The 25,876-nt window shown below is 71.8% G+C and carries 21 protein-coding genes and 1 pseudogene; 4 read left to right on the top strand and 18 right to left on the bottom strand.

The window, feature by feature from the left end:
* Positions 1 to 8 precede the first annotated feature (8 nt).
* Positions 9 to 638 carry a pyroglutamyl-peptidase I gene (locus tag STVA_RS21135; protein ID WP_123691819.1) on the top strand — a complete coding sequence of 210 codons (630 nt, stop codon included), beginning with the start codon at positions 9 to 11 and terminating at the stop codon, positions 636 to 638.
* Positions 613 to 1,482 (top strand): 50S ribosomal protein L11 methyltransferase, encoded by an 870-nt coding sequence (locus STVA_RS21130; RefSeq protein WP_123691817.1) that lies wholly within the window; start codon positions 613 to 615, stop codon positions 1,480 to 1,482. The genes STVA_RS21135 and STVA_RS21130 overlap by 26 nt, the downstream gene beginning before the upstream one ends.
* A gap of 50 nt (positions 1,483 to 1,532) precedes the next feature.
* Here the strand turns inward: STVA_RS21130 and STVA_RS21125 are convergent, their stop codons facing one another.
* On the bottom strand, positions 1,533 to 1,745 hold the full coding sequence (locus STVA_RS21125) for a hypothetical protein (RefSeq protein WP_123691815.1): 213 nt from the start codon (positions 1,743 to 1,745) through the stop codon (positions 1,533 to 1,535).
* 14 nt (positions 1,746 to 1,759) lie between these two features.
* The gene (locus STVA_RS21120) at positions 1,760 to 2,107 is read right to left on the bottom strand and encodes a DUF1127 domain-containing protein (protein WP_246782841.1); all 348 of its coding nucleotides are present in this window, start codon (positions 2,105 to 2,107) and stop codon (positions 1,760 to 1,762) included.
* Positions 2,108 to 2,286: 179 nt separating this feature from the next.
* Between STVA_RS21120 and STVA_RS21115 the strand changes: the two genes are divergently transcribed.
* Positions 2,287 to 4,158: an aminopeptidase P family protein gene (locus STVA_RS21115; protein ID WP_123691811.1), complete on the top strand. Its 1,872-nt coding sequence runs from the start codon at positions 2,287 to 2,289 to the stop codon at positions 4,156 to 4,158.
* A gap of 53 nt (positions 4,159 to 4,211) precedes the next feature.
* Here the strand turns inward: STVA_RS21115 and ligA are convergent, their stop codons facing one another.
* A complete protein-coding gene (ligA, locus tag STVA_RS21110; protein ID WP_123691808.1) occupies positions 4,212 to 6,326 on the bottom strand; it encodes an NAD-dependent DNA ligase LigA in 2,115 nt (704 codons plus the stop codon).
* Positions 6,323 to 8,017 carry a DNA repair protein RecN gene (recN, locus tag STVA_RS21105; RefSeq protein WP_123691806.1) on the bottom strand — a complete coding sequence of 565 codons (1,695 nt, stop codon included), beginning with the start codon at positions 8,015 to 8,017 and terminating at the stop codon, positions 6,323 to 6,325. The genes ligA and recN overlap by 4 nt, the downstream gene beginning before the upstream one ends.
* A 94-nt stretch (positions 8,018 to 8,111) precedes the next feature.
* Between recN and STVA_RS21100 the strand changes: the two genes are divergently transcribed.
* Positions 8,112 to 8,930: a peptidoglycan-binding domain-containing protein gene (locus tag STVA_RS21100; RefSeq protein ID WP_170216557.1), complete on the top strand. Its 819-nt coding sequence runs from the start codon at positions 8,112 to 8,114 to the stop codon at positions 8,928 to 8,930.
* An 84-nt stretch (positions 8,931 to 9,014) separates the two neighbouring features.
* Here the strand turns inward: STVA_RS21100 and STVA_RS21095 are convergent, their stop codons facing one another.
* The 14 genes and pseudogenes from STVA_RS21095 to STVA_RS21035 form a co-directional block, all read right to left on the bottom strand.
* Complete coding sequence (locus STVA_RS21095) at positions 9,015 to 9,845, bottom strand: outer membrane protein assembly factor BamD (protein ID WP_123692858.1); 831 nt, start codon at positions 9,843 to 9,845, stop codon at positions 9,015 to 9,017.
* Positions 9,846 to 10,015: 170 nt separating this feature from the next.
* Complete coding sequence (gene lpxC, locus STVA_RS21090) at positions 10,016 to 10,951, bottom strand: UDP-3-O-acyl-N-acetylglucosamine deacetylase (RefSeq protein ID WP_123691803.1); 936 nt, start codon at positions 10,949 to 10,951, stop codon at positions 10,016 to 10,018.
* 164 nt (positions 10,952 to 11,115) lie between these two features.
* On the bottom strand, positions 11,116 to 12,702 hold the full coding sequence (ftsZ, locus tag STVA_RS21085) for a cell division protein FtsZ (protein WP_123691801.1): 1,587 nt from the start codon (positions 12,700 to 12,702) through the stop codon (positions 11,116 to 11,118).
* A gap of 101 nt (positions 12,703 to 12,803) precedes the next feature.
* A complete protein-coding gene (gene ftsA, locus STVA_RS21080; protein ID WP_123691799.1) occupies positions 12,804 to 14,051 on the bottom strand; it encodes a cell division protein FtsA in 1,248 nt (415 codons plus the stop codon).
* Between the two features lie 10 nt (positions 14,052 to 14,061).
* Positions 14,062 to 14,934 (bottom strand): cell division protein FtsQ/DivIB, encoded by an 873-nt coding sequence (locus STVA_RS21075; RefSeq protein WP_123691797.1) that lies wholly within the window; start codon positions 14,932 to 14,934, stop codon positions 14,062 to 14,064.
* Complete coding sequence (locus STVA_RS21070) at positions 14,922 to 15,842, bottom strand: D-alanine--D-alanine ligase (RefSeq protein ID WP_123691795.1); 921 nt, start codon at positions 15,840 to 15,842, stop codon at positions 14,922 to 14,924. The genes STVA_RS21075 and STVA_RS21070 overlap by 13 nt, the downstream gene beginning before the upstream one ends.
* Entirely contained in the window at positions 15,839 to 16,834 is a 996-nt protein-coding gene (gene murB, locus STVA_RS28010) for a UDP-N-acetylmuramate dehydrogenase (RefSeq protein WP_246782860.1), read from the bottom strand. The genes STVA_RS21070 and murB overlap by 4 nt, the downstream gene beginning before the upstream one ends.
* Positions 16,817 to 18,211 (bottom strand): annotated as a pseudogene (gene murC, locus STVA_RS28230) (UDP-N-acetylmuramate--L-alanine ligase); the annotation flags it as partial. The pseudogene murC and the gene murB, both read right to left, overlap by 18 nt.
* Positions 18,208 to 19,323 carry an undecaprenyldiphospho-muramoylpentapeptide beta-N-acetylglucosaminyltransferase gene (gene murG / locus STVA_RS21060; RefSeq protein ID WP_123691789.1) on the bottom strand — a complete coding sequence of 372 codons (1,116 nt, stop codon included), beginning with the start codon at positions 19,321 to 19,323 and terminating at the stop codon, positions 18,208 to 18,210. The pseudogene murC and the gene murG, both read right to left, overlap by 4 nt.
* Positions 19,324 to 19,333: 10 nt before the next feature.
* Entirely contained in the window at positions 19,334 to 20,455 is a 1,122-nt protein-coding gene (gene ftsW / locus STVA_RS21055) for a putative lipid II flippase FtsW (RefSeq protein ID WP_123691787.1), read from the bottom strand.
* Positions 20,452 to 21,840: a UDP-N-acetylmuramoyl-L-alanine--D-glutamate ligase gene (gene murD, locus STVA_RS21050; RefSeq protein WP_123691784.1), complete on the bottom strand. Its 1,389-nt coding sequence runs from the start codon at positions 21,838 to 21,840 to the stop codon at positions 20,452 to 20,454. The genes ftsW and murD overlap by 4 nt, the downstream gene beginning before the upstream one ends.
* A 4-nt stretch (positions 21,841 to 21,844) precedes the next feature.
* Entirely contained in the window at positions 21,845 to 22,933 is a 1,089-nt protein-coding gene (gene mraY / locus STVA_RS21045) for a phospho-N-acetylmuramoyl-pentapeptide-transferase (protein WP_123691782.1), read from the bottom strand.
* Positions 22,934 to 22,948: 15 nt separating this feature from the next.
* Positions 22,949 to 24,373 (bottom strand): UDP-N-acetylmuramoylalanyl-D-glutamyl-2,6-diaminopimelate--D-alanyl-D-alanine ligase, encoded by a 1,425-nt coding sequence (locus STVA_RS21040; RefSeq protein WP_123691780.1) that lies wholly within the window; start codon positions 24,371 to 24,373, stop codon positions 22,949 to 22,951.
* Positions 24,370 to 25,869: a UDP-N-acetylmuramoyl-L-alanyl-D-glutamate--2,6-diaminopimelate ligase gene (locus STVA_RS21035; RefSeq protein ID WP_123691778.1), complete on the bottom strand. Its 1,500-nt coding sequence runs from the start codon at positions 25,867 to 25,869 to the stop codon at positions 24,370 to 24,372. Before STVA_RS21035 ends, STVA_RS21040 begins: the two co-directional genes overlap by 4 nt.
* Positions 25,870 to 25,876 lie beyond the last annotated feature (7 nt).

Here is a 25,876-nt window from a genome sequence, read left to right as displayed (position 1 = left end):
GCACTCGCATGAGACCGATCCTGGTCACCGGCTTCACGCCCTTCGCCGGGCTGGCCGACAACCCGTCGGCGATCGTGGTCGAGCATCTGGCGGCCGCGGGCGTGCCCGGGGTCGCGCTCGCGACGCGCCTGATCGACGTGGTGTGGGACACGGCCGGCCGCGAGCTGCTGGCGGCGATCGACGAGATCCGTCCGGCGGCCGTCGTCTGTTTCGGCCTGGCGCGCGGCCGCGACGCGATCAACCTGGAGCGCTTCGCCGTCAACATCGACGACACGGCCACGGCCGACAATGCGGGTGCCTATCGCCGCGGCATCCCGATCGATCCCGATGGCCCGGCCGCCTATCGCTCGACCCTGCCGCTGGCGGCGATGGAGGCGGCGCTCGCCGATGCCGGCCTGCCGGTGCGCCAGTCGAACCATGCCGGCGGTTTTCTCTGCAACCACTTCTTCTATGTCGCGCGCCACCGCCTGACGGCGATCGGCAGCACGATCCCGGCCGGCTTCGTCCATCTGCCGCCGCTGCCCCCGGAAGCGGGCGCCCTGGCGGCCGAGGCGCAGTGCCGGGCGGCCCGCATCATCATCCAGACCCTCGCCAGCGCGATCGGAGAATTCCATGCCGCAGACCGCCTGGCGGGTTGAACTGGTCGTGCCGGCGGCGGCCGCCGAACCGGTGGCCCGCGCGATGGAACCGCTGGGCGAGGCCCTGTCGGCCTTCGAGCTGACGCCCGGCGGCGACTGGCGCCTGGTGCTGCATGCCGAGGAGATGCCCGACCGTGGCACGCTCGACGCGGTGCTGGCCCTGGCCGCGCTGGCGTCCGGCGAGACCCTGCCGGCGCCGCAGATCTCGCGCGAGGCCGATGTCGACTGGATGTCGCGGCTGCGCGAATCCTTCCCCGCCATCCGCGTCGGCCGCTTTCACCTGCACGGCTCGCACCTGCCGCCGGGGCCGCCCGGCACGGTGTCGCTGATGGTCGATGCCGCCACCGCCTTCGGCTCTGGCGAGCATGCGACGACGCGCGGCTGCCTGCTGGCGCTCGACCGGCTGGCGGCGCGCGGCCGCCGGCGCCGGCCGCTCGATGTCGGCACCGGCACGGGCGTGCTGGCGATGGGGGCGGCCAAGGTGTGGCGCGTGCCGGTGGCCGCGACCGACCTCGACCGCGAGTCGGTCCGGGTGGCGCGGGTCAATACCCACCTGAACGGGGTGTCGTCGCTGGTGCGGGTGGACGTGGCCGACGGGCTGTCGCCATCGGGCTGGCGCGGGCGGCGCAACCATGACCTGGTCTTCGCCAACATCCTGGCCCGGCCGCTGGCGCGCATGGCGCGGCCGATCAGCCGGGTATTGTCGTCCAATGGGGTGGTGGTGCTCTCCGGCCTGCTGCACTGGCAGGAACGCCAGGTGTTGAGCGCCTATCGGCGCCAGGGGCTGCGGCTGGAGCGGCGCATTCCCATCGGTGGCTGGCACACGCTGGTACTGCGCAAGTAGACGTCGTCCCCGCCGGCCTGGCCGGCGCTGCCCTCCGCGAAGGGGGCCGGTCAGGCGAGGCGGCGGGGAATGTTGGAGTTGGCGGCGTTGGCGGCCAGGATGGCCATGTTGTCGTTGGCCGGCCGAACCGTGCCGGTCGTATAGGCCTCCCGACCCGCCGCTCCGGTTGCCAGCGCCAGAAGGCGCGAAGGCAACCAGAACAGCGTATCGAGCACCGTCAGCCAGGTCCTGGCGAGACGGTTGGGCGCGTAGCGCGTCTGCATATGGGCCGATCGGCTCAGGCGACGCGGCGCAGGTCGGCCTGCTTCAGCTCGTTGGCGTTGGCACCCTGCGCGGTGGAACCGGCGGCGGGCTCGACGCGGAACGAGTCGGGGGCGAAGGTGCCGGCGACAACGGCCGGGATCTCGCTGCGGGCCAGGCCCATGTCGCGAAGCTGGCGATCATCGAGCGACATCAGCTCGTTGTAGGCGCGGCGCTGGACCGACCAGGCGCCCAGCAGCTTGCCGATCTTCCGCGGTGCAGCAAGCGTCAGCCGGGCGATCCCCGACAGCGTCCGACCGAAGGCTTCCGCCCGCATCTGCCGGGCCTTAGCCTCAACCTCCTGAATAGACATCATTGTGTTCATCGCTACCTCCTGTCTGGCGGGGCCATTGTCCCCGTCCTGATGCTGATAAAGGTAAGCGATCCTGTCGGGTTAACCATCTCATATGCTGCATTGCAGCAATGCAGTTGGCGCAAGCCTTGTGTCGCGGCGGGGCGCCCCCTAGGTTCGAAGGCACCCCCGGCGCGTTTCGGAGTTCAGCGATGCAGGATCAGGTTTCGACCCCAGCCGGCCGCCCCGCGGGCGATCCCGCGCCGGTTGCCCCCGTCGCCCCCGGGTCGGCGGCGGTCGTCGCGGCACGGCTGGAACTGCTGCGGGCCGAGTTGGCCGCGCGCGGGCTGGCCGGCTTCGTCGTGCCGCTGGCCGACGAGCACCAGGGCGAGTACCTGCCGCCGCGGGCCCAGCGGCTGACCTGGCTGACGGGCTTCACCGGCTCGGCCGGCATGGCGGTGGTGCTGCGGTCGGCGGCGGCCATCTTCGTCGACGGGCGCTACACGCTGCAGGTGCGCGACGAGGTGCCGGCCGACCTGCTGGCCCCCCGCCACGTCGCCGACGAGCCGGTGGGCGACTGGCTGGCCCAGCTTCTCCAGCCGGGCGAGCGCGTCGGCTACGACGCCTGGCTCCATACCCCGGCCCAGGTGGCGCGGCTGAAGACGGCGGTCGAGGCGGCGGGCGGCACCCTGGTCGCGGTCGACGGCAATCCGCTCGATGCGGTGTGGGTCGACCAGCCGGGGCCGCCGGCCGCACTGGCCCATCCCCACCCGCTGGTCCATGCCGGCGAGACGGCGGCGGCCAAGCGGCTGCGCATCGCCGACCTTCTGGCGGGCACGCGCGCCGATGCCGTCGTGCTGTCGGCGCCCGATTCCATTGCCTGGTTGCTGAATGTCCGGGGTGGCGACGTGCCCTGCACGCCCTTCGTGCTGTCCTTCGCCGTGCTGCATCGCGACGGCCAGGTCGACTGGTTCGTCGACGAGCGCAAGCTGGGTCCGGAGATGGCGGCCCATCTCGGCAATGGCGTGCGCGTGGCACCGCCGGCCGGCTTCGGCCCGGCGCTGGATGCCTTGGTCCGCGGCGGCGGCCGGGTCCTGGCCGACCCGGCATCGGCGCCGTCCTGGGTCTTCGACCGCATCGCGGCGGCCGGCGGCACGGCCATTTCGGGCGACGATCCCTGCATGCTGCCCAAGGCCTGCAAGAACCCGGTCGAGATCGCGGGCTTCCGGGCCGCCCATCGCCGCGACGCCATCGCGCTGGTGCGCTTCCTCGCCTGGCTCGCCACCAATGCCGGCCACGGGATCGACGAACTGGACGCGGTGGAGCGGCTGCGCGCGCTGCGGGCCGAGAGCGCGCTCTATCGCGATGCCAGCTTTCCCACGATCTCCGGCTCCGGGCCGAACGGGGCGATCGTCCACTACCGCGCGTCGCCGCGCAGCAACCGCAAGCTGGGGCGGGGGGAACTCTACCTGGTCGATTCGGGCGGGCAGTATCCGGATGCCACCACCGACGTTACCCGCACCATCGCCGTCGGCCAGCCGACGGCCGAGATGCGCGACCGCTTCACCCGCGTGCTGAAGGGCCACATCGCGATCGCGACCGCCGTCTTCCCGCGCGGCACCACCGGCGCCCAGATCGACGTGCTGGCGCGCCAGGCCCTGTGGCAGGTGGGCGTCGATTTCGACCATGGCACCGGCCACGGCGTCGGCAGCTACCTGTCGGTGCATGAAGGGCCGCACCGGATATCCAAGGCCGGCTCCACCGTGGCGCTGCGCCCGGGCATGGTCGTCTCCAACGAGCCCGGCTACTACAAGACCGGCGCCTTCGGCATCCGGATCGAGAACCTGGTGACCGTGGTGCCGGTGGTGCTGCCGGGCGCCGAGCGGCCGATGCTGGGCTTCGAGACGCTGACGCTGGCCCCCATCGACCGCGATCTGGTCGACCTCGACCTGCTGACACCGGCCGAGCGCGGCTGGCTCGATGCCTACCATGCCCGCGTTCGCGCCGAGATCGGCCCGCTGGTCGATGGCGAAACGGGCCGTTGGCTGGATGCCGTCACCCGGCCGCTGGCAGGTAGCGCCTAGCAGTCGAAGCACGCACGGGCGGCAGTCCAGGGTTCCTTGGGCTGCCGTTTCCGTCACGCTTCCCCGACCAGCGCCAGCCACTCGGCCTCGTCCAGCGTGCGCACCCCCAGCTCCCGGGCCTTTGTCGCCTTGGAGCCGGGGCTGGCGCCGACCACCACGAAGTCGGTCTTCTTGGATACGGACTCGGCCACCTTGGCGCCCAGCGCCTCGGCCCGGGCCTTGGCCTCGCGCCGGGTCATGCGCTCCAGTTCGCCGGTGATGACGACCGTCTTGCCGGCGATGGCCGACGCCACGGTCCGCGGCGCCTCGACGGGGACGACGGTCACGCCCACCGCACGCAGGTCGTCGATGACCGCCAGGTTGTGCGGCTCGGCGAAGAACTGGACGAGGTCGCGGGCCATGCTGGCGCCGATGCCGGTGATGGAATCGAGGTCCTGGAAAGCCTCGCCCGACTCGTCGGCGGCCGCGATCATGGCGGCCTGGAAGGCATCCAGCGTCTCGTAGTTGCGGGCCAGCAGCCGGGCGGTGGCCTCGCCCACCTGGCGGATGCCGAGCGCATAGATGAAGCGGTCGAGCGGTATCGTGCGGCGCGCGCGCACGGCGCGCTGCAGGTTGGCGATGGAGGCGTCCTTCCAGCCCTCGCGCTCGACCAGGGGGGCCGGGTCCTCGGCCAGGCGGAAAAGGTCGGCCGGCCCCTGGATCAACTTGTCAGCCCAGAAGGCGGCGATGTGCTTCTCGCCCAGCCCGTCGATGTCGAAGGCGTTGCGCGACACGAAATGGCGCAGCCGCTCGACCGCCTGGGCGGGGCAGATGAGGCCGCCGGTGCAGCGCCGCACCACTTCGCCCGGCTCGCGCACGGCGTGGCTGCCGCAGGCTGGGCACGTGTCCGGGAAGGCGTAGGGCTCGGAGTCGGGCGGGCGGGCGGACAGCACCACCTGGACGATCTGCGGGATGACGTCGCCCGCGCGCTGCAGGATGACGCGGTCGCCCACCCGCACGTCCTTGCGGGCAATCTCGTCCTCGTTGTGCAGGGTCGCGCGCGAGACGACCACGCCGCCCACCGTCACCGGCTCCAACTCGGCCACCGGGGTCAGGGCGCCGGTGCGGCCGACCTGGATCAGGATGCCATTCAGGCGGGTCTCGGCCTGCTCGGCCGGGAACTTGTGGGCGATCGCCCAGCGCGGCGCGCGGGTGACGAAGCCGAGCCGTGCCTGGAAGGCCAGGCTGTCGACCTTGTAGACGACGCCGTCGATGTCGTAGCCGAGGTCGGCGCGGCGATGGCCGAGGTCCCGGTGCAGCGCCAGCGCCTCCTCGATGGTGGCACACGCCCGCGTCTCCGGGTTCACCTGGAAGCCCCATTCGCGCATCCGAGCGAGCGCGCCTGAATGGCTGTCGGCGATCTCGCCGCTGGTCTCGCCCCAGGAATAGGCGAAGAAGCGCAGTGGCCGGCTGGCAGTGATGGCGGGATCGTGCTGGCGCAGCGACCCCGCCGCCCCATTGCGCGGGTTGGCGAAAAGCGGCTCCTCGGCCGCCTGGCGGCGCTGGTTGAGGGCCAGGAAGTCGGCCCGGGTCATGTAGACCTCGCCGCGGATCTCCAGCACGTCCGGGGCGGGGCCAGACAGGCGCTGCGGCACGTCGTCCAGCGTGCGCAGGTTGGCGGTCACGTCCTCGCCCACCTCGCCGTCGCCGCGCGTGGCGCCCAGCACGAAGCGCCCGCCCTCGTAGCGCAGCGTCGCCGAGAGCCCGTCGATCTTGGGCTCGGCCACGACGGCGATCGGCGCGTCGGGGTGCGAGCGGAAGGGCTCGTCCTTGCGCAGGAACTGCCGGACCGAGGTGAAGAAGGCGACCACGTCCTCGTCGGAAAAGGCGTTGTCGAGCGACAGCATCGGCCGCGCGTGGCGGACCTTGCGGAAGCCCTGGCCGGGGGCCGCACCCACCCGGCGGCTCGGGCTGTCCTCGCGCACCAGCTCTGGAAAGCGGGCCTCGATGTCGGCATTGCGCCGGCGCAGCCGGTCATAGTCGGCGTCGCTGATCTCGGGCGCGTCTTCCTGGTGGTAGCGGCGGTCGTGGTGGGCGATCTCGGCCGCCAGCCGTTCCAGCTCGGCCGCGGCCTCCTCGATCGTCAGGGCCTCGATCGGCCGATCCTGCAATTGGATTTCGTCGGTCATCGGCTTCTCTTTGCGGGCCGGTCGCCGGTCGCGGGCTGCATCAGGCTGTCGGCGGCCGCCCGCGCGGCGTCGGTGACGGCCGAGCCGGACAGCATGCGGGCGATCTCCTCCCGCCGGGCGGCGGGGTCGAGCGGGGCGATGCGGGTGGTGGTCTGTCCCTCGCGATCGTCCTTGCGCACCTGCCAGTGGCAGTCCGCCAATGCGGCCACCTGGGGCGAGTGGGTGACAACCATCACCTGCACGCTGTCGGCCAGGCGCGCCAGCCGCTCCCCGACCGCCGAGGCGACGGCGCCGCCGATGCCGGAATCGACCTCGTCGAAGACGAGCGTGCCGACCGGGTCGGCGGCGGCCAGCACCACCTTCAGGGCCAGCATGAAGCGCGACAGCTCGCCGCCGGACGCGATCCGGCCGAGCGGTCCGGGGGCCGACCCGACATTGGTGGCGACGGTGAAGGACACGCGCTCCGTGCCCTCCGGCCCCCAGTCCGACTCGGGCGCGGTGTCGACATCGGTGACGAAGCGCGCGCGCTCCAGCTTCAGCGGCGGCAGCTCGGCCGCGACGGCCAAGTCCAGCCGGGCGGCGGCGTCGCGCCGCGACTGGCCCAGCGTCTCGGCGGCAGCGCGATAGCCGGCGTCGGCGGCGGCCGATTCCGCCTCGGCTCTGGCGAGTGCCGCCGTGCCGTCGGCCAGCAGTTCCAGCCGGCGGGCGAAGTCGCGCGCCAGTTCGGGCAGGGCGGAGGCCGGCACGCCATACTTGCGCGATGCCGCGCGCAGCGCGTGGATGCGATCCTCGATCGCCTCCAGCGAGCGGCCGCCATCGGCGAACTCCCGGCGTGAGGTCTCCAGCACCGCGCCCGCCTCGCGCAGCTCGGCCAAGGCGCGGTCGAGGGCGGCGATCGCGGGCTCGAAGCGGTCGCCGGCGCGGTCGCTCTGGCGTTCGATCAGGCGGGCGGCGGCCGCGATCCGGGTCTCGGCGCCGCGGTCGCCCTCGATCTCGGCCAGCGCACCCTGGACGGCTTCCAGCAGGCGGCCGCGCTGGCTCATGGCCGCGCGCTCCTCGGCCAGGCCGGCCTCCTCGTCGGGCTCGGGCTGCAACTCGCCCAGTTCGGCCACGCCCTGGCGCAGGTATTCCTCGTCGGCGCGGGCCTTGGCGACCGCCTGGCGGGCCTCCTTCAGGGCGCCGCGGGCGGCGATCTGGGCGGCATGGGCCTGGACGACGCCATCCAGCAGCGGCTGATGGCCGGCGAACGCGTCCAGCAGGCGGCGGTGCGCGCCGGCATCCAGCAGGCTCTGCTGGTCGAACTGGCCGTGGACCTCGACCAGCATCTCGGCCAGCCGGCGCAGGCTGGCGACGCCGGCCGGCACGTCGTTGACGAAGGCGCGGCTGCGGCCGTCGGCCGAGAGCACGCGGCGCAGGCGCAGCGTTTCCTCGGCCGGCACGCCCAGTTCGTCCAGCACCAGGCGCAGCTCGGGCGAGTCGCCGGGCGAGAACTCCGCCGTCACGCTGGCCTGGTTGCTGCCCTGGCGCACCAGCCCGCTGTCGGCCCGCGCACCCAGCGCCAGCCCCAGCGCATCCAGCAGGATCGACTTGCCGGCACCGGTCTCGCCGGTCAACGCCGACAGCCCCGGCTCCATCGCCAGGTCCAGCCGGTCGATCAGCACGATGTCGCGGATGGAAAGCGTGGTCAGCATCGGCCGGGCATCGGGGTACGGGACGGAATGGGGCGCATGCGGGAACCGTTGTATGATGTCGCCATTCTACTGCCAACGCCGGACGAGGATGATCATGCAGGTGAAACTGACGATCGTGGCATTGGGTGCCGTGCTGATGGCAGGACCGCTCGCGGCCCAGCCCTATCCGTACCATCCGTATGGACCCAACCCCTATTGGGGGGGAACCCGCTACTACGCGCCGCCGGTCTACGTGCCCCCGCCGGTGTACGCGCCGCCCGCCTATATGCCGCCCACCTACGTGCCACCCGCATACGTCCGGCCCTACTCGCCGCCGATGGACCATCGCGCCCTGGTCGACGCGATCCAGGACGAGTTGGACGAGCATGGCTACCAGACCGGGCCGACCGACGGGGTGCTCGACTACCAGACGGTGGCGGCCATCCGCGCCTACCAGCGTGACGCCGGCCTGCCGATCGACGGCGAGGCGACGCCCAGGCTGCTGGACCATCTGCGCCACGCCCAGCCGCCGGTGCATGCGCGCACACCCGAGCCCTCCTACAACGCGCCCACCTACAATGCGCCTGCCCAGCCTTATCAGCAGCAGCCGACCTATCAGCAACCCTACCAGCAGCAGCCGCCCTACCAGGCGCAGCCGACCTATCCGACGCAGCCGGAGGGCCAGCCGCCCTATATCGGCCAGCCGGAGCAGTTGACGCCGCCGGACTACACGCAGCGGCCCGGCATGGCGTATCGCGGCGACCCGGATGTCGCCTGGGTGCAGCAGGCCCTGCAGCGGCGCGGCTATACCCCGGGCGCGCCGGACGGGGTGATGGGCGAGCGCACGCGGCGCGCCATCGAGGCCTTCCAGCGCGACAATGGCCTGCCGGTCGACGGCACCATCAACCCGACGCTGCTGAACCGCCTGCGCTGAAGCGCGGGCACGGCTGGAACGAGAACGGCCGGCAGGGGGCACCCTGCCGGCCGTATTCGCGCGTGGCCCTGGGCTGGCCCGGGATCAGAAGATCGAGCCCCATACCCGGCTGATCCAGGAACCCTCGTCCTTCTTGGGCGCCAGGTCCTTGCCGGTCAGCATGCGGTAGCTGTCGGTGTACCAGTCGCTGCCCGGGAAGTTGTGGCCCAGGACGGCGGCTGCGGTCTGCGCCTCGGCGGTGATGCCCAGCGCCAAGTAGGCCTCCGTCAGGCGGTGCAGCGCCTCGGGCGCCTGGCTGGTGGTCTGGTATTTCTCGACCACCACCCGAAAGCGGTTGATCGCCGCCAGGTAGTTGCCCTGGCGCAGGTAGTAGCGGCCGATCGCCATCTCCTTGCCAGCCAGGTGATCGTGCGTCAGGTCGATCTTCAGCTTGGCGTCGCGGGCATAGCGGCTGTCGGGATAGCGGCGCACCACCTCCTGCAGGGACGCCAGCGCCCGGTCGGTATTGCGCTGGTCGCGCTGCACGTCGGTGATCTGCTCGTAGTAGCAGAGGCCCTTCAGGTAGTAGGCATAGGCGATGTCGCGGTTGCCCGGATGGAGCTGGATGAAGCGGTCCAGCGCCACGATCGCATCGTCGTAGCGGCTGTTCTCGTAGTGGGCGAAGGCGGCCATGAGCTGCGCCTTGGTGGCCCACACGGAATAGGGATGCTGGCGTTCGACCTCGTCGAACTTCTTGGCGGCGTCGCGGTAGGAACCCTCGGCAATCCTGTTCATGCCGTCGTTGTAGAGTTCCTCCACCGGGCGCTCGACGTAGGCTTCTTCCTTGGTGCCGCCGCAGGCGGCGAGCGCCAGCGCGAGCGCGCCGGCAGCGAGCACGCCGCGCATCGCCGTGGTGGCGGTGGCGCGGGCGGGCATGGAGGTCGGGTCGATGGTAGTCCGGCGCGGCATCCGCTACGTCCCAATCGGTTCGGCGTTCAGGTGCAGCCGCGAGCGGCTGAGTCCCGGGCATAGATACCAAGCCTGGGCCCGCAGGGGAAATGCCGCGATCACCCCCCGCCGGCAGCCGCGCTTCCGGCCGAAGGGCGTCAGGCCGTGGCGGCCAGCGGGCCGCTGTCCCAGGCCGGCGTCATCATGCTGTCGGCCATGACGTCGTAGGCCCAGGCAGACGGATCGGTCATCAGGGTGCGCAGCAGGCGGGCCGACAGGGCATGGCTCGACTTGTAGCCCTCGAACCGGCCCAGGATCGGGGCGCCGGCCAGATAGAGGTCGCCGATGCTGTCGACGATCTTGTGCCGCACGAACTCGTCCGTGTAGCGCAGGCCTTCCTCGTTGAGGATGCCGTCCTCGGCGACGACGATCGCATTCTCCAGCGACCCGCCGCGGGCCAGCCCCAGCTCGCGCAGCCGGTCGACCTCGTGCAGGAAGCCGAAGGTGCGCGCCCGGCTCAACTGGTTCTTGAAGGTGCCGTTGTGCAGGGTGACGCCGAAGCTCTGCTGGCGGATGACCGGGTGCGGAAAGTCGATCTCGAAGGTGAAGGACGCGGCCGGGCCCGGGCGGAGCGCGGCCCAGCTTCGGGCGTCGCCGACCCGCACTTCCTTGAGAATGCGGATGGCGCTGCGCGGCTGGGCCAGTTCGACTGCGCCCGCGCATTCGATGAGGAACACGAAGGGGGCGGCGCTGCCGTCCATGATCGGCACTTCCGGCCCGTCGATCTCGACGACGACGTCGTCGATCTCGCTGCCGGCCAGTGCTGCCATCAGGTGCTCGACGGTCGATACCGTGACGTCGTTCTCGACCAGCGTGGTGCACAGCGGCGATTCGATCGCCCGGTCCCACAGGGCCGCCACCTCGGGCGCCCCCGGCAGGTCGATGCGGCGGAACACGACGCCCGTGCCGGCCTCGGCAGGCACCAGGCGCAGCAACGTCCGCCGGCCCGAATGAAGGCCCACGCCCGTGCAGTGGATCGCCGACTTGATCGTCCGACGCGGCGCCGGAAATGCCGTAGGTCTGATCGCGTTCACGGATACCTTCCGCTGGATCGGAACCGGCCGGGCGGGGCGACGGGTTCGCAAAGGGACGGGGCAAAAATAAAGCTCCCTCCCATCTAGGCCGATGGGAGGGAGCCTACAATTCAAAGATTGTTGCGTGGTGTTACACGCAAAACCCCGTCAAATCAGATACTTGCTCAGTTCGCTTGACGGCGGAGGAAAGCCGGAATGTCCAGCATGTCTTCCTCGGCGCCGGCCGGCGGGTTGCGTTCGACCGTTTCCGTCGCCCGCGCCCGTGGGGCAGGCGTGGGGGCGCTCGGCGCGGCCGGCGCATGATGGGCCGGCGCGTGATGCGACGGCGCCTGGTGCGCGGCGGGGCGGGCAGGGGTCATCGGCGCCGGGTCCAGCTTCTCGGCCGGCAGGCCGGGCGCACGCGGCCGGTCGAGCCCGGTCACGCGCCGGATCAGGCTGCCGAAGCCGCCACCGCCGGCGGCGGTGCGCAGCGGCACTTCCTCGTGGATGGTCTGCGACTCGTGGGAGAGCGGCATCTCGGTCGCCGATTCCACGACATAGCTGGTCTGTGCGACCTCGCTGTGGCGCGGCGCGGGCGGCGGGCTGTCGGGCAGGGACGACCCGCCACCGCCGAGCGGCAGCGAGATCGCCGAACCCTGGCCGCCGCCGCCGGCCGTCGAGCGCACCGGCTCGGCCACCCGGGTCGGCTCGGGTGCCGGCGCCTCGGCGGCGGCAACGGATGCCTGGGCGGCGCGGTCGCGGTCGCTGACGAGCTGGATGACGGTGCGCGGCTTCTCGGCCGATTCCACGTCCATGCCAGTCGCCACCACCGACACCCGCATCCGGCCCGACAGCTTCTCGTCGAAGGTGGAGCCAAAGATGATGTTGGCGTCGGGGTCGACCTCGTCGCGGATGCGGTTGGCCGCCTCGTCGACCTCGAACAGGGTCATGTCGAGACCGCCGGTGATGTTGATGAGGACGCCCTTGGCCCCCTTCATCGACACGTCGTCGAGCAGCGGGTTGGAGATGGCGGCCTCGGCGGCGTCGATGGCGCGCTTGTCGCCCGTCGCCTCGCCCGTGCCCATCATCGCCTTGCCCATCTCCTGCATCACGGTGCGGATGTCGGCGAAGTCGAGGTTGATCAAGCCCGGCATGACCATCAGGTCGGTGATGCCGCGCACGCCCGAATGCAGCACGTCGTCGGCCATCTTGAAGGCGTCGGCGAACGTCGTCTTCTCGTTGGCGATGCGGAACAGGTTCTGGTTCGGGATGATGATCAGCGTGTCGACGAAGCGCTGCAGCTCCTCGATGCCCTTCTCGGCGGCGCGCATGCGATGCGTGCCTTCGAAGAGGAACGGCTTGGTCACCACGCCGATCGTCAGGATGCCCTGCTCGCGGGCCGCCCGGGCGATGACGGGGCCGGCACCCGTGCCGGTGCCGCCGCCCATGCCGGCCGTGATGAACACCATGTTCGAGCCGGCGATCTGGTCGAGCAGTTCGTCCAGCGCCTCCTCGGCGGCGGCGCGGCCGACGTCGGGCCGGGCGCCAGCGCCCAGGCCGCGGGTGACGCTGGCGCCGAGCTGGAGCTTGCGGGTGGCGAGCGACTGGGCGATGGCCTGCGAATCGGTATTGGCGACCACGAATTCCACGCCTTCGAGATTGGCGCGGATCATGTTGTTGACGGCGTTACCGCCGGCACCGCCGACGCCGATCACCGTGATGCGCGGCTTGATCACGTCGTCGTGGGAAGGGACGGAAAGGTTGATCGGCATGGGTTCCCTCCGGGTTCGGAGCTGTCGATAGGCAGACTAGGGGCGGTGGCGGGGGCTTGTCGAGACCCCATATCCTGTGGTGGCGCGAAAAGCGACTCGCATCAGAAATTCTCTTTCAGCCATGAGCCGAAACGGCCGAAATAACCCTTGCGCGCGGTGCCGCGGGCGCGACCGGCCTGCTGCTCCTCCGCGCGCTGGACGACCGCGTAGTGCAGCAGCCCGGCGCAGACCGAGAAGGCGGGACCGCCCGCCGCCTCGGCCAGGCCGGCGATGCGGATCGGCCGGCCGAGTCGAAGCTGCTTGTCGAGCACCTGCCCGGCCAGTTCGCGCACGCCGGGCAACTGGCTGGCGCCGCCGGTGAGGACGACCCGGCGGCCGGCGACCTTGTCCATGCCGCTGGCCTCGAGCCGGGCACGCACCAGCTCGAACGTCTCCTCCATCCGTGGCCGGATTATGTCGACCAGGAAGGATTTCGGGATCTGCTGGCCCTGGCCGTCATCCTCCTCGCCGACCTGGGGGACCATGATGGTCTCCCGCTCGTCGGAGGGGGAGCCGATGCAGCCGCCATAGAGCGTCTTCATCCGCTCGGCATGGACGGTCGGCGTCGACAGGCCGCGGGCGATGTCGCTCGTGACATGCGCGCCGCCGATCGGCACCGTGTCGGTGAAGACGACCTTGCCGTCGAAGAAGACCGCCATCGAGGTGGTTCCCCCACCCATGTCGACGACGGTCACGCCCAGGTCCATCTCGTCCTCGACCAGGCAGGCGAGGCCAGCGGCGAAGGGCGAGGAGACGAGCCCCTCGATCTCGAGTTGGGCCTTGTGGGCGCACAAGGCCAGGTTGCGCACGACGCTGGCGGCGGTCGTGATGGTGTGGACCTGCACGCCCAGCCGCTCGCCATACATGCCGCGGGGGTCGCGGATGCCGCGGTTGCCGTCGACGACGTAGCTGGTGGGGATGGAATGCAGCAGGTGGCGATCGCCCGGCTCGACCATCGTGCGCCCGTGCTCGTGCAGGCGGCGGACGTCGGAATCGTCGATCTCGCGGCCGGCCAGGGCCATGTCGACCGTGACCATGCGCGAGGCCGGCTGCCCGCCCGAGACGTTGACGAAGACGTCATGGATCCGCTCGCCCATCATCTTCTCGGCCGCGTCGACCGCGTTGGTGATGGAGGTGGTGACCGTCTCCATGTCGAGGATCGTGCCCGCGCGCATGCCGTGCGAGGCCTGGTGGCCGATGCCCAGAATCTGCAACTGGCCGTCGTCGGCGCGCGCGATGAAGCAGCACGTCTTCGTCGTGCCGACGTCGACGGCGACGATGGGGCCGCGCGGACGGGCCAGGGACTTCATGCCGGCGACTTCATGCGTCGCGATCCTTCTTGCCGGGCAGCGGGGCGGCCCCGTCCTTGGCGCGGCGCAGGTTGATGCGGGCGGGATCGCGCAGGTCGATGATCGAGATCTGGCGCGACAGCAGGCGCTGGGTGCGGTCGAGTGCGGCCACCTCGGCCCAGGCCTCCCGGGCGCGTTCCTCGGGCAGGCGGATCTCCATGCCGTTGTCGAGCTGCAGGTTCCAGCGCCGGCCGCCGACGCGGACGGCCGAGACGATGCGACCGCTCAGGCTGGGCACGGCGGCCAGCATCGACACCAGGTCGGCGGCGACGCGATGGGCGTCCTCGCCGACGATGAAAGGCAGGCGGGGGAAATACTCGATGCCTTCGTCGCCCAGCTCGCGCCCCTGCTCGTCGATCAGCACGAAATGGCCGCGGCGCTGCCACACCGCCATCGGCCGACGCTCGACCAGGCGGATGAAGAGGGTGCCCGGAAGCTGCCGTTCGACCGCGGCCGAGCGGATCCAGGGCAGCCCTTCCAGGCGCTCCTTCACCGTCGACGGGTTGATCGACAACAGTGGCGTGCCGCGATTGGCGTCGACCGCGGCCAGGATGGATTCGGCCGGGGTGTGCAGGCGCCCCTCGACCAGGATTTCCTCGACCGCCAGCCCGGCGCCGGCGGTCGCGGTCACGAACTGGTCGAGCGCCAGTTCCGCCTGTCGCCCGGCCCAGCCGTCGCGCCAGGCCAGCCAGCCGCCCAGCGCCGTCAGCACGACGCACAGGGCGGCAGCAGCAGTCAGGCTGGGGCGCACCCAGCGCGGCCAGATGCGGCGCTGGGCGACGCGCCGACCGGTCTTGTCGCGGCGCTGGCCGAAGGCGGCGATCGGGTGGTTCAGGAGCCGCATCTTGCCTCCTCGACCATCCAGGACACCAGCGCCGGGAAGGAATAGCCGGCCAGCGCCGCGATCTCGGGCACCAGCGAGGTGGGCGTCATGCCGGGCTGGGTGTTCACCTCGAGCAGGTACAGTTCGCCGCGGCCCGGCCCGGTGTCGTCCCAGCGGAAGTCGGCCCGGCTGACGCCGCGGCAGCCCAGCGCCCGATGGGCGCGCAGCGCCATGTCGAGCGCCTCGGCATGGACCTCCTTGGGCAGGTCCTCGCCGGTCACATGGTCGGACCCGCCCGGGGCATACTTGGCGGTGTAGTCGTAGAAGTCGCCGCGCGGGCGGATCTCCAGGGCGCCCAGCGCGCGATCGCCCATCACCGCCACGGTCAGTTCGCGGCCGGGGATGAAGCGCTCGGCCAGCACGTCGCGGCCGAAGGGCCAGTCGGCGGCACTGGGCAAGGGGGCGTTGCCGCCCTCGCGGACGATGACCACGCCGACGCTCGATCCCTCGTGGGTCGGCTTCAGCACGTAGGGGCGGGGCAGCGGCTCGCCGTCATGCAGGCGGTCGAGCGGCAGCACGCGGCCTTCCGGGCAGCGCAGGCCGGCGGCGGCGAAGATCCGCTTGGCGGTCGGCTTGTCCATGGCCAGCGCCGATGCCAGCAGGCCGGAATGGGTGTAGGGCAGGCCCAGGAAATCCAGCACGCCCTGGATCGTCCCGTCCTCGCCGCCGGTGCCATGCAGGGCATTGAAGACGGCATCGGGCCGGGGCGTCAGCTTCTTGATCAGGCGGCCGAGGTCGCGGTCGACATCGATGGTGTCGACCTGGTAGCCGGCTTCGGTCAGCGCCAGCGCGCAATCGCGGCCGGACGCCAGCGATACCTCGCGTTCGGCCGACCAGCCACCCATCAGTACGGCGACGCGTTTGCTCATGAAGACGCCTCTATAGCCGGATTCGCGCGCGGCGTACCGGGCAGACCGATCCGCCGGATTTCCCACGCAAGGAGGATGCCGCTGTCGGCCGCCACGCGGCGGCGCACTTCCTCGCCCAGGCCTTCGATGTCGGCGGCACTGGCCGCGCCGTCGTTGACCAGGAAGTTGCAGTGCTTCTCGGACACCACCGCGCCGCCCAGGCGCAGGCCGCGGCAGCCGGCGCGGTCGATCAGCGCCCAGGCCTTCTGGCCGGGCGGATTGGCGAAGGTGCTGCCGCCGGTGCGCGCCCGGATCGGCTGCGTCTCCTCGCGCTGGCGGGTGAACTGGGCCATGCGCTGGCCGATGGCCTCGGGCGCGTCCGGCGTGCCGGCGAAGGTGGTGCCGACGAAGATCCAGTCCTCGGGCAGGCCGCAATGGCGGTAGGACAGGTGGGCCTCGGCCACGGGCACGCAATGGCGCCGGCCGTGGCGGTCGAGCGCGTCCAGTTCCACCAGCGCGTCGGCCATCTCGCGGCCGTAGCAACCGGCATTCATGCGCAGGCCGCCGCCGATGGTGCCGGGCACGCCGGCCAGGAACTCCAGCCCCGACAGCCCGGCATCGCGCGCGACCATGGCCACGTTCACGTCAAGGGCGGCGGCACCGGCGACGACGCGCCCATCCCGGGTGCCGATGTCGGCAAAGCCGCGGCCCAGGCGCACGACGACGCCGGGGATGCCGCCGTCGCGGACCAGCAGGTTGGAGGCGACCCCGATCGGCGTCACCGGCACGTCCGGCGGGCAGGCCGCCAGAAAGCCTGCCAGGTCCTCGACGTCCGCCGGGCGAAACATCACCTCGGCCGCCCCGCCGACGCGGAACCAGGTGACCGGCGCCAGTGGGGCACCCGCCGTCAGCCGCCCGCGCACCGGCGGCAGCCGGTCGAGCAGCGAGGGGCGAGGCGGGCGGCGGTCATCACGGGCGGGGGCCGGCCTTGAGGGGTCGAGCTGGCCCGGCAGGGCATGCGCCCATTGCGTGATCGAGCCTGCACCCAGGCAGACCACGAGGTCGCCCGCCCGCGCGATGTCGCGCACCAGCGGCGCCAGGTCGGCCGGGCTGGCGAGCGCCATGACGTTGCGGTGGCCGCGGGCGCGCAGGCCTGCCACCAGGGCGTCGCGGTCGATGCCGGGGATGGGCGCCTCGCCGGCGGCATAGACGTCGGCCACGATCACCGCGTCGGCGTCGTTGAAGCAGGTGCAGAAATCCTCGAACAGGCTTTCCAGCCGGCTGTAGCGGTGGGGCTGCACGACCGCGACGACGCCGCGCCGGGTCGCCTGGCGGGCGGCGCGCAACACGGCCGAGATCTCGACCGGGTGATGGCCGTAATCGTCGATGACGGTGATGCCGTTGGCCTCGCCCGTCCGGGTGAAGCGCCGCTTGACGCCGGCGAAGCTGGCAAGCCCGCGGCGGATGACCTCGTCGTCGAAGCCCATCTCCAGCCCGACGGTGATGGCGGCCAGCGCATTCTGCACGTTGTGCTCGCCCAGCATCGCCATGCTGAGGTCGGGGATGGTGCGCCGTGTGTCGCGGACACGGTCGGACACGATGGCCGCGAAGCGCGAGCCCTCGGCGCCGATGCGCACGTCGACCCCGCGCACGTCGGCCTGGGGCGACAGGCCATAGGTGATGACACGGCGGTCGGAGACCTGCGGGATCATCGCCTGCACCACCGGATGGTCGATGCACAGCACGGCGAAGCCGTAGAAGGGCAGGTTCTCGACGAACTGCACGAAGGCCCGCTGCTCGGCGTCGAAGGTCTTGTAGAAGTCGAGATGCTCGGGGTCGATGTTGGTCACGACCGCGATCGTGGCCGGCAGCTTCACGAAGGTGCCGTCGGACTCGTCGGCCTCCACCACCATCCATTCGCCGCGGCCGATGCGTGCGTTGGTGCCATAGGCGTTGATGATGCCGCCATTGATGACGGTCGGCTCCATGTCGGCCGCGTCCAGCATGGCCGCCACCATCGAGGTGGTGGTGGTCTTGCCGTGGGTGCCGGCGATGGCGACCGACCAGCGCAGGCGCATCAGCTCGCCCAGCATCTCGGCCCGGCGCACCACGGGCAGCAGGCGCACGCGGGCGTCGGCCACCTCGGGATTGTCCGACTTGATGGCCGACGAGACGACGACCACCTGGGCCGGGCCCAGATTCTCGGCCTTGTGGCCGATCGCGACCGGGATGCCCTGCTGGCGCAGGCGCTGGACGTTGGCGCCATCGGCCACGTCGCTGCCCTGCACTTGGTAGCCTAGCTGGTGCAGCACCTCGGCGATGCCGCTCATGCCGATGCCGCCGATGCCGACGAAATGGATCGTGCCGATGGAAAGGGGGATCGTCCTCATGCCGCGCGCTCCATCGGGGCGGTTTGCGCGACCAGCGCCAGCACGGCGTCGGCCAGCCGCTCGGCCGCATCGGGCCGGCCCAGGCCGCGGGCGCGGGCGGCGGCGCTGGCCAGCTTGTCCGGCACCGTCAGGATGTCCTCTAGCAGCCGGGCCAGGTCGGCCGCGTCGCCGGCCCCTTCCGGGGCCATCCAGGCGGCACCTGCGTCCGCCAGGTGGCGGGCATTGTCGGTCTGGTGGTCGTCGGCGGCGCGCGGATAGGGCACCAGCAGCGCCGGGCGGCCGGCAGCCGCGATCTCGGCCACGGTGGACGCGCCCGAGCGCGATATCATCAGGTGCGCCTGGCCCAGGCGGGCTGGCATGTCGTCGAAGAAGCGGGCGACGGTGGCGGCCACGCCGATCGCGGCATAGGCCGCCCGCACCGGCTCCACATCCTCGGCGCGCGCTTGCTGGACGAGGTGCAGGCGGGCGCGCAAGGCCGCGGGCAGGCGCCCGATGGCGTCGGGCAGGCGGGTCGCGAAGACGCTCGCCCCCTGGCTGCCGCCGGTCACCAGCACCGTCACCGGGCCATTGTCCTCGGGGGGCTGGTAGGGGAGGGCGTTGAGCGCGGCGATCGCCGGGCGCACCGGGTTGCCGGTCTCGACCACCTTGGCCGCCAGCGCCGGGTCGAGCAGGCGGATGCGGGCGAAGGAGGTGGCGATGCGGGTCGCGCGCGAGGCCAGCATGCGGTTGGCGCGGCCCAGCACGGCATTCTGCTCGTGCAGCAGGATCGGCTGGCCCAGGTTGCGGCCGGCGAAGACGGTCGGCACCGAAGGATAGCCGCCGAAGCCCACGATCGCGTCCGGCCGCAGGCGGCGCAGCAGGCCGCGGGCGGCCAGCGTGCCGGCGCACAGGCCAAGCCCGCCGCGAATGCGGCCGACGACGCCCCCGCGCATCGGCTGCAACGGCAGGCGATGGATGGCCAGGCCGGGCAGGTCGGCCGCGAAGCCGCTGGTGCGCGGGTCGGTCACCAGGATCGGCTCGGCCCCGCGCGCCAGCAGCGCACGCGCCAGCGCCTCGGCCGGGAACAGGTGGCCGCCGGTGCCGCCGGCGGCAAGGACGATCCGCGTGGTCATGGGCGCACCGTCATGGCTCGATGCCGCCGAAGCGGCGCCGGGTCAGGGCCAGCAGCATGCCGGTGCCGAGCGCCAGGGCCAGCATCGACGAGCCGCCATAGCTGATGAAGGGCAGCGTCATGCCCTTGGTCGGCATCAGGTGCAGCGAGGACGCCATGTTGACGATCGCCTGCAGGCCAAGCTGGGTCGCCAGGCCGGCCGCCGCCAGGATGACGAACAGGCTCTGCTCGCTCGTCACCCGCAGCACGCTGCGCACGACCACGACCGCGAACAGCATGACGATGAAGAGGCAGGCGATCAGGCCCAGCTCCTCGCCTGCGACCGCGAAGACGAAGTCCGCATGGGCGTCGGGCAGCCAGTTCTTGATCGTGCCCTCGCCGGGGCCGCGGCCGAACAGGCCGCCATTGGCGAAGGCCTCGATCGAGCGGTCGATCTGGTAGCTGTCGCCGGCGGCGGGGTCGAGGAAGCGGTTGATGCGGCTGGTGACGTGCGGCAGCAGCATGTAGGCGCCAAACAGGCCGGTCAGTCCCAGCGCGCCCAGGACCACCACGAGCAGGATCGGCAATCCGGCCAGGAAGATCTGGACGAACCACACCGCCCCCACCACCACGGCCATGCCGAGGTCGGGCTGCTTCAGCAGCATGGCGACGATGACGGCAAAGGCGGTGACCGAGATGAGCCCGCCCGGGAAGCGGGCGCTGGCCTTGCCCTGGGCCAGCAGCCAGGCGGTCAGCACGGCGAAGGTGGGCTTCACGAATTCCGACGGCTGGATCGACATGCCGGGCAGCGAGATCCAGCGCCGGGCGCCCTTGATCTCGGCCCCCATGACGAAGGTCAGGGCCAGCAGGATGACCGAGACGGAGAAGAGCGCCAGCGCCAGGCGGCGGATCACCCGCGGCGGCTGCAGCGACACGAAGAAGACGACGGCGATGGCGACCGGCAGCAGCAGCATCTGCCGCTTCACGAAATGCAGCGGCTCCAGGCCGATGCGCTCGGCCACCGGCGGGCTGGCGGCCAGCAGCATGACCGCGCCGACGCCGATGATGGCCGCCAAGGCGAAGACCGTCCAGCGGTCGACCGTCCACCACCATTGCCCGAAGAGGGAGGTGTCGGTGCGATGGATCGTCGTCATGCCGCGGACTCCGCCGGAGCGAGGATGACCCGGCGTCCCGGCAGGGCCGTGACGAGGGTGCGAAACCGGTCGCCGCGATCCTCGAAATCGCGGAACTGGTCGAAGGACGCGCAGGCCGGCGACAGCAGGACGATGGCGCCCTGGCGGCGGTCGTTGGCCGCGCGCTCCTGCGCCTGGCGAAGCGCCTGGGCCAGGTCGCCCGAGCGGGTATGCGGCACCCGGCCGGCCAGCGTGCGGGCGAAGTCGTCGGCCGCCTCGCCGATCAGGAAGGCATGGGCGATGCGCCCGAAATGCGGCGCCAGGCTGGCGATGCCGCCCGCCTTGGCCACGCCGCCCGCGATCCAGTAGATGGCGTCGTAGCAGGCGAGCGCCCGGGCGGCGGCATCGGCGTTGGTCGCCTTGCTGTCGTTCACATAGGCGACGCCGTCGATGACGCCCACCAGCTCCTGGCGATGCGGCAGGCCGGGATAGGAGGGGATGGCGGCGGCGATGGCTGCCCGCGGCACGCCCAGCGCGCGGCAGGCGGCATAGGCGGCGGCCGCGTCCTGGGCATTGTGGCTGCCGGGCAGGGTGGCGGCGATCGCGAGGTCGACGATCGGCCCCTCGGCATCGGTCAGCACGCCGTCGACGACACGGATGTCGGCATCGGCGGAGCCGCCCGAGATGCGGACGAGGCCGGCCGCGCGCGGCTGCTCGGCGATGGCGGCGGCCACCGCGTCGTCGACGCCGATGACGGCCGTATGGCCGGCCCCCTGGCCGGCGAAGATACGCTGCTTGGCGGCGATGTAGTTGGCCATGGTGCCGTGCCGGTCGAGATGGTCGGGTGCCACGTTCAGCAGCACCGCCACCTCGAAGGTCGCGGCGTCCACCAGATCGAGCTGGTAGGACGATAGCTCCAGCACATAGACGCCTTCGCGGACGAGCGGCGGCAGATCGAGGGCGGCGATGCCGAGATTGCCGCCGACCGCCACCGGCACGCCGGCCCGGCGCAGGATGTGGCCGACCAGGGCGGTCGTCGTCGACTTGCCGTTGGTGCCGGTGATCGCGCAGATGCGAGCGTCCGGCCGGGCCTGGCGCAGGAGCTGGATGTCGCCCGTGACCGGCACGCCGGCCGCGCGTGCCGCCAGCACCGCCGGGTGCGGGGCGGGATGGGTCAGCGGCACGCCCGGGCTCATCACCAGGGCGGCCACCCGCGACCAGTTCTCCTGCATGGGGTCGGCGCAGGCGAAGCCCGCGGCTTCGGCCGTTTCGCGGTTGGTCGGCCGGTCGTCCCACACCGCCACCTCGGCGCCGCCCGCCGCCAGCGCGCGCGCCGCCGACAGGCCGCTGCGGGCAAGCCCCAGCACCAGGACGCGGCGACCGGCGAAGGCGTCGACCGTGATCATCGGCTCACCGCAGCTTCAGGGTGGAAAGGCCGGCCAGGGCCAGGATCGAGGCGATGATCCAGAAGCGGATGACGATCGTGGGCTCGGCCCAGCCCTTCTTCTCGAAGTGATGGTGGAGCGGCGCCATGCGGAACACCCGCTTGCCCGTCAGCCGGAACGAGACGACCTGGACGATGACCGACACCGTCTCCAGCACGAACAGGCCGCCGATCATGATCAGCACGATCTCGTGCTTGGTGATGACGCTCATGGCGCCGAGCGCCCCGCCGGCCGACAGCGAGCCCGTGTCGCCCATGAAGACCATGGCGGGTGGCGCATTGAACCAGAGGAAGCCCAGGCTGGCCCCCACCATGGCGCCGCAGAAGACCGCCAGCTCGCCCGAGCCCGGCACGTGGTTGATCTGCAGGTAGTTGGCGAAGATCGAGTTGCCGACGAGATAGGTGATGAGCGCGAAGCAGCCGGCCGCGATCATCACGGGCACGATCGCCAGCCCGTCCAGCCCGTCGGTCAGGTTGACGGCGTTGGACGCGCCCGTCATCACCAGCACGCCGAAGGGCAGGAACATCCAGCCGAGGTCGATCAGCATGTTCTTGAAGAACGGCACGGCGAGCTGGGTCGACAGCGGATCGCGCGTCAACTGGATGATCCACAGCGTGCCGGCCAGCCCGATGGCGAACTGCGCCAGCAGCTTGAAGCGGCCGGGCAGGCCGCGATGGTTGCGCCGGGTCAGCTTCAGGTAATCGTCGCCGAAGCCGATCATGCCGAAGCCCAGCGTGACGAACAGCACGACCCAGACATAGCCGTTCGACAGGTCGGCCCACAGCAGGGTCGAGGTGGCGAGCGCGATCAGGATCAGCGAGCCGCCCATGGTGGGCGTGCCCTTCTTGGTCAGCAGGTGGCTTTCGGGGCCGTCGCTGCGGATCGGCTGGCCATGGGGCTGGCGCGACTTCAGCCAGCGGATCAGGGACGGGCCGAGCAGGAAGCTGATCACCAGCGCCGTCACCGCCGCTCCGCTCGAACGGAAGGTCAGGTAGCGGAACAGGTTGAACAGGCCGAACTCGTCGGACAGCGGGAAAAGCAGGTTGTAGAGCACGGGGGCGGGTGCCTCTCAGCTTGCCGCGGCCTGCGGTCGGCCACCCCAGGGGCCGCCCGACAGGCGCTTGACGATCGGCGCCATCCGCGTTCCGAGCGAACCCTTCACCGTGACCACGTCGCCCGCGCGCACGGCGTCGGCGACGATCGGTGCCAGATCGTCGGAGGTCGCGACTAGGGCGCCACGCATGGCGGTCGGAAGGCTGGCATGGAGATGCGCCATCAACGAACCGCAGCAGAAGACAATATCGATTCCGGCGGCGATCAGGGGATCGGCCAGCGCGGCATGAAGCCGCGGACCGGTCTCGCCCAGCTCGCGCATGTCGCCCAGCACGGCGATGCGCCGGCCGCCGGGTGCCGGCCGCGTGGCGGCCAGGACCGAGAAGGCCGCCCGCATCGAGGCCGGGTTGGCGTTGTAGCTTTCGTCCAGCAGGGTGAAGCCGCCGCCGCCGGGCAGGGCGATCTCGTGCCGCGCGCCACGCCCGACCGGGGCGGACACGCTGGCCAGGGCGGCTGCCGCCCGCTCCACGTCCGCACCCAGCGCCGAAATGGCGGCCAGTGCGGCCAGGCTGTTGAGCACCCAGTGCCGGCCCGGGGCGCCCAGGCGATAGGCAACCGGCCGGCCGTCGACGGTGGCGCGGACCGCACTGCCGGTCTCACCCAGTTCGGCGTCCTCGAGATGGGCGAAGACGCCGGGCGTGGTGCCGAAGTCGAGGATGCGGGTGATGCCGCGGTCGCGCGCATGGCCCGCCATCCGCTCGAAATGCGGGTTGTCGCGGTTCAGCACGGCCGCGCCGTCCGCCATCATGCCGAGGAACAGTTCCGACTTGGCGTCGGCGATCGCCTCGACCGAGGGGAAGAATTCGATGTGCACGGGGCCGACCGTGGTGATGACGCCGACATGCGGGCGGGCGATCCGGGTCAGGGCGGCGATCTCGCCGGCATGGTTCATGCCGACCTCCTGCACCACCCAGTCGATGTCGCGCGGTACCCGCGCCAGGCTGAGCGGCAGGCCCCAATGGTTGTTCAGGCTGGCCGCGCTGGCGATGGTCGACCCTTGTGCCTCCAGGCCCAGGCGCAGCAGTTCCTTGGTGCCGGTCTTGCCAACGCTGCCGGTCACCGCCACGACCGTCGCCCGCGTGCGGTCGCGGCCGGCGCGGCCGAGCGCGGTCAGGGCATCCAGCGTGTCGCCGACGACGACGAGGCGCGGATCGCCCGCCAGCCCCTCCGGCGCATGGTCGACCAGGGCGCCCGCCGCCCCGCGCGCCAGCACGTCGGCCACGAAGGCGTGGCCGTCGAAGCTGGGGCCCTTGAGGGCGACGAACAGGTCGCCCGGCTTCATCGTGCGGCTGTCGATGGAAACGCCATCGACGGTCCAGGTGCCGGCCGGCACGCTGCCAACGGCCAGGGCGATCTCGGCTGCCGTCCACAGCGCGGTCATGGCCGGCTCGCCAGGGAAGCCACGTCCAGCGCGGCCACGGCTTGGCGAGCCACCTCGCCATCGTCGAAGGGCAGGGTCTGGCCGCCCACGGTCTGGCCCGATTCATGGCCCTTGCCGGCGACCACCAGCACGTCGCCCGGCGCCAGCCCGGCGACGGCGGCAAAGATCGCCTGGCGGCGGTCGCCGATCTCGACCACGTCGGCCGAGAGCGCCCGGGCGGCGGCGACGGCCGGTGCCCGGATCGTGGCCGGGTCCTCGCTGCGGGGGTTGTCGTCGGTCACGATGACGCGGTCGGCCGCGCGCGCCACGGCCGCCCCCATCTCGGGCCGCTTGCCGGGATCGCGGTCGCCGCCGCAGCCGAAGACGCAGACCAGGCGGCCGGCGGTGTGCCGGCGCAGGGCCGCCAGCACCGTCGTCAGCGCATCGGGCGTGTGGGCGAAATCGACATAGACGGCGGCACCGCCGGGCAGGCTCGCCACCCGCTCCATCCGCCCCGGCACGCCTTCCAGCCGGGCCAGGGCCGGCACCGCCCGCTCGGGCGCCACGCCGTCGGCCAGCACGATGCCCAGTGCTGCCAGCGCGTTCATCGCCTGGAAGGGGCCGGCCAGCGGCAATTCCACCTGCCATGTCCGGCCGTCGACCGTCAGCGCCAGGCTCTGCCCGTCGCCATGCAGGTCCTGCCGGTCGAGGCGGATGTCGCGGCCCGCCAGCCCGTAGGCGATGACCCGGTGGCCGCGCGCGCGGCACAGCCGGTCGAGGTCGGCGAATTCCTCCACGTCGGCATTCAGCACGGCGGTGCCGCCCGGTGCCATCACCTCGGCGAACAGGCGGAACTTGGCGGCGCGGTAGGCCGCCATGGACTGGTGATAGTCGAGATGGTCGCGCGTCAGGTTGGTGAAGGCCGCGATCTGGATGTCGATGCCGTCCAGGCGGAACTGGTCGAGGCCGTGGCTTGAAGCCTCCAGGGCCGCGCGCACCACGCCGCGGTCGGCCAGTTCGGCCAGGGCGGCATGCAGCACGACCGGGTCGGGGGTGGTCAGCACGCCCTTGCGGGTGAAGCGCGGCGCCCGGATGCCGAGCGTGCCCAGGCTGGCCGCGGCCAGCCCCGCCTGCATCCAGAGCTGGCGGGCGAAATCGGCGGTCGAGGTCTTGCCATTGGTGCCGGTGACGGCGGCCACGCGCTCGGGCTGGCGGTCGTGGAAGCCGGCCGCCAGCAGCGCCAGGCGCCGCCGCGGGTTGGGGTCGGTCAGCAGCGCCACGTCGGCAGCGGCATCCGGCAGCACGGTGCCTTCCGGCGCCAGCACGGCCACGGCGCCACGGGCCAGCGCATCGACGATGAAGCGGCGGCCATCGGTCGCCTGGCCCGGCAGGGCGGCGAAGAGAAACCCCGGCTCGACTGCCCGGGAGTCGACGGCGATGCCGCGGATCTCCGGGCCGGGGTCGGGTACGGCTGGGGTCGGGGCCCGCGTCCGCGCCATCAATTCAGCGAGGCGCATGGGGGCT

This window comes from Stella humosa (genome assembly GCF_006738645.1).
In the GTDB taxonomy this organism is placed as follows: domain Bacteria; phylum Pseudomonadota; class Alphaproteobacteria; order ATCC43930; family Allostellaceae; genus Allostella; species Allostella humosa.
Note: the sequence above shows the minus strand (reverse complement) of the source record. Positions and strands in the feature narration are given on the sequence as shown.

Bases quoted from the DNA above. Each gene is read 5' to 3' on its own strand.
- STVA_RS21135 (WP_123691819.1), top strand. From the start codon at position 9: ATGAGACCGATCCTGGTCACCGGCTTCACGCCCTTCGCCGGGCTGGCC.
- STVA_RS21130 (WP_123691817.1), top strand. From the start codon at position 613: ATGCCGCAGACCGCCTGGCGGGTTGAACTGGTCGTGCCGGCGGCGGCC.
- STVA_RS21125 (WP_123691815.1), bottom strand. From the start codon at position 1,745: ATGCAGACGCGCTACGCGCCCAACCGTCTCGCCAGGACCTGGCTGACG.
- STVA_RS21120 (WP_246782841.1), bottom strand. From the start codon at position 2,107: ATGAACACAATGATGTCTATTCAGGAGGTTGAGGCTAAGGCCCGGCAG.
- STVA_RS21115 (WP_123691811.1), top strand. From the start codon at position 2,287: ATGCAGGATCAGGTTTCGACCCCAGCCGGCCGCCCCGCGGGCGATCCC.
- ligA (WP_123691808.1), bottom strand. From the start codon at position 6,326: ATGACCGACGAAATCCAATTGCAGGATCGGCCGATCGAGGCCCTGACG.
- recN (WP_123691806.1), bottom strand. From the start codon at position 8,017: ATGCTGACCACGCTTTCCATCCGCGACATCGTGCTGATCGACCGGCTG.
- STVA_RS21100 (WP_170216557.1), top strand. From the start codon at position 8,112: ATGCAGGTGAAACTGACGATCGTGGCATTGGGTGCCGTGCTGATGGCA.
- STVA_RS21095 (WP_123692858.1), bottom strand. From the start codon at position 9,845: ATGCCCGCCCGCGCCACCGCCACCACGGCGATGCGCGGCGTGCTCGCT.
- ftsZ (WP_123691801.1), bottom strand. From the start codon at position 12,702: ATGCCGATCAACCTTTCCGTCCCTTCCCACGACGACGTGATCAAGCCG.
- ftsA (WP_123691799.1), bottom strand. From the start codon at position 14,051: ATGAAGTCCCTGGCCCGTCCGCGCGGCCCCATCGTCGCCGTCGACGTC.
- STVA_RS21075 (WP_123691797.1), bottom strand. From the start codon at position 14,934: ATGCGGCTCCTGAACCACCCGATCGCCGCCTTCGGCCAGCGCCGCGAC.
- STVA_RS21070 (WP_123691795.1), bottom strand. From the start codon at position 15,842: ATGAGCAAACGCGTCGCCGTACTGATGGGTGGCTGGTCGGCCGAACGC.
- murG (WP_123691789.1), bottom strand. From the start codon at position 19,323: ATGACCACGCGGATCGTCCTTGCCGCCGGCGGCACCGGCGGCCACCTG.
- ftsW (WP_123691787.1), bottom strand. From the start codon at position 20,455: ATGACGACGATCCATCGCACCGACACCTCCCTCTTCGGGCAATGGTGG.
- murD (WP_123691784.1), bottom strand. From the start codon at position 21,840: ATGATCACGGTCGACGCCTTCGCCGGTCGCCGCGTCCTGGTGCTGGGG.
- STVA_RS21040 (WP_123691780.1), bottom strand. From the start codon at position 24,373: ATGACCGCGCTGTGGACGGCAGCCGAGATCGCCCTGGCCGTTGGCAGC.
- STVA_RS21035 (WP_123691778.1), bottom strand. From the start codon at position 25,869: ATGCGCCTCGCTGAATTGATGGCGCGGACGCGGGCCCCGACCCCAGCC.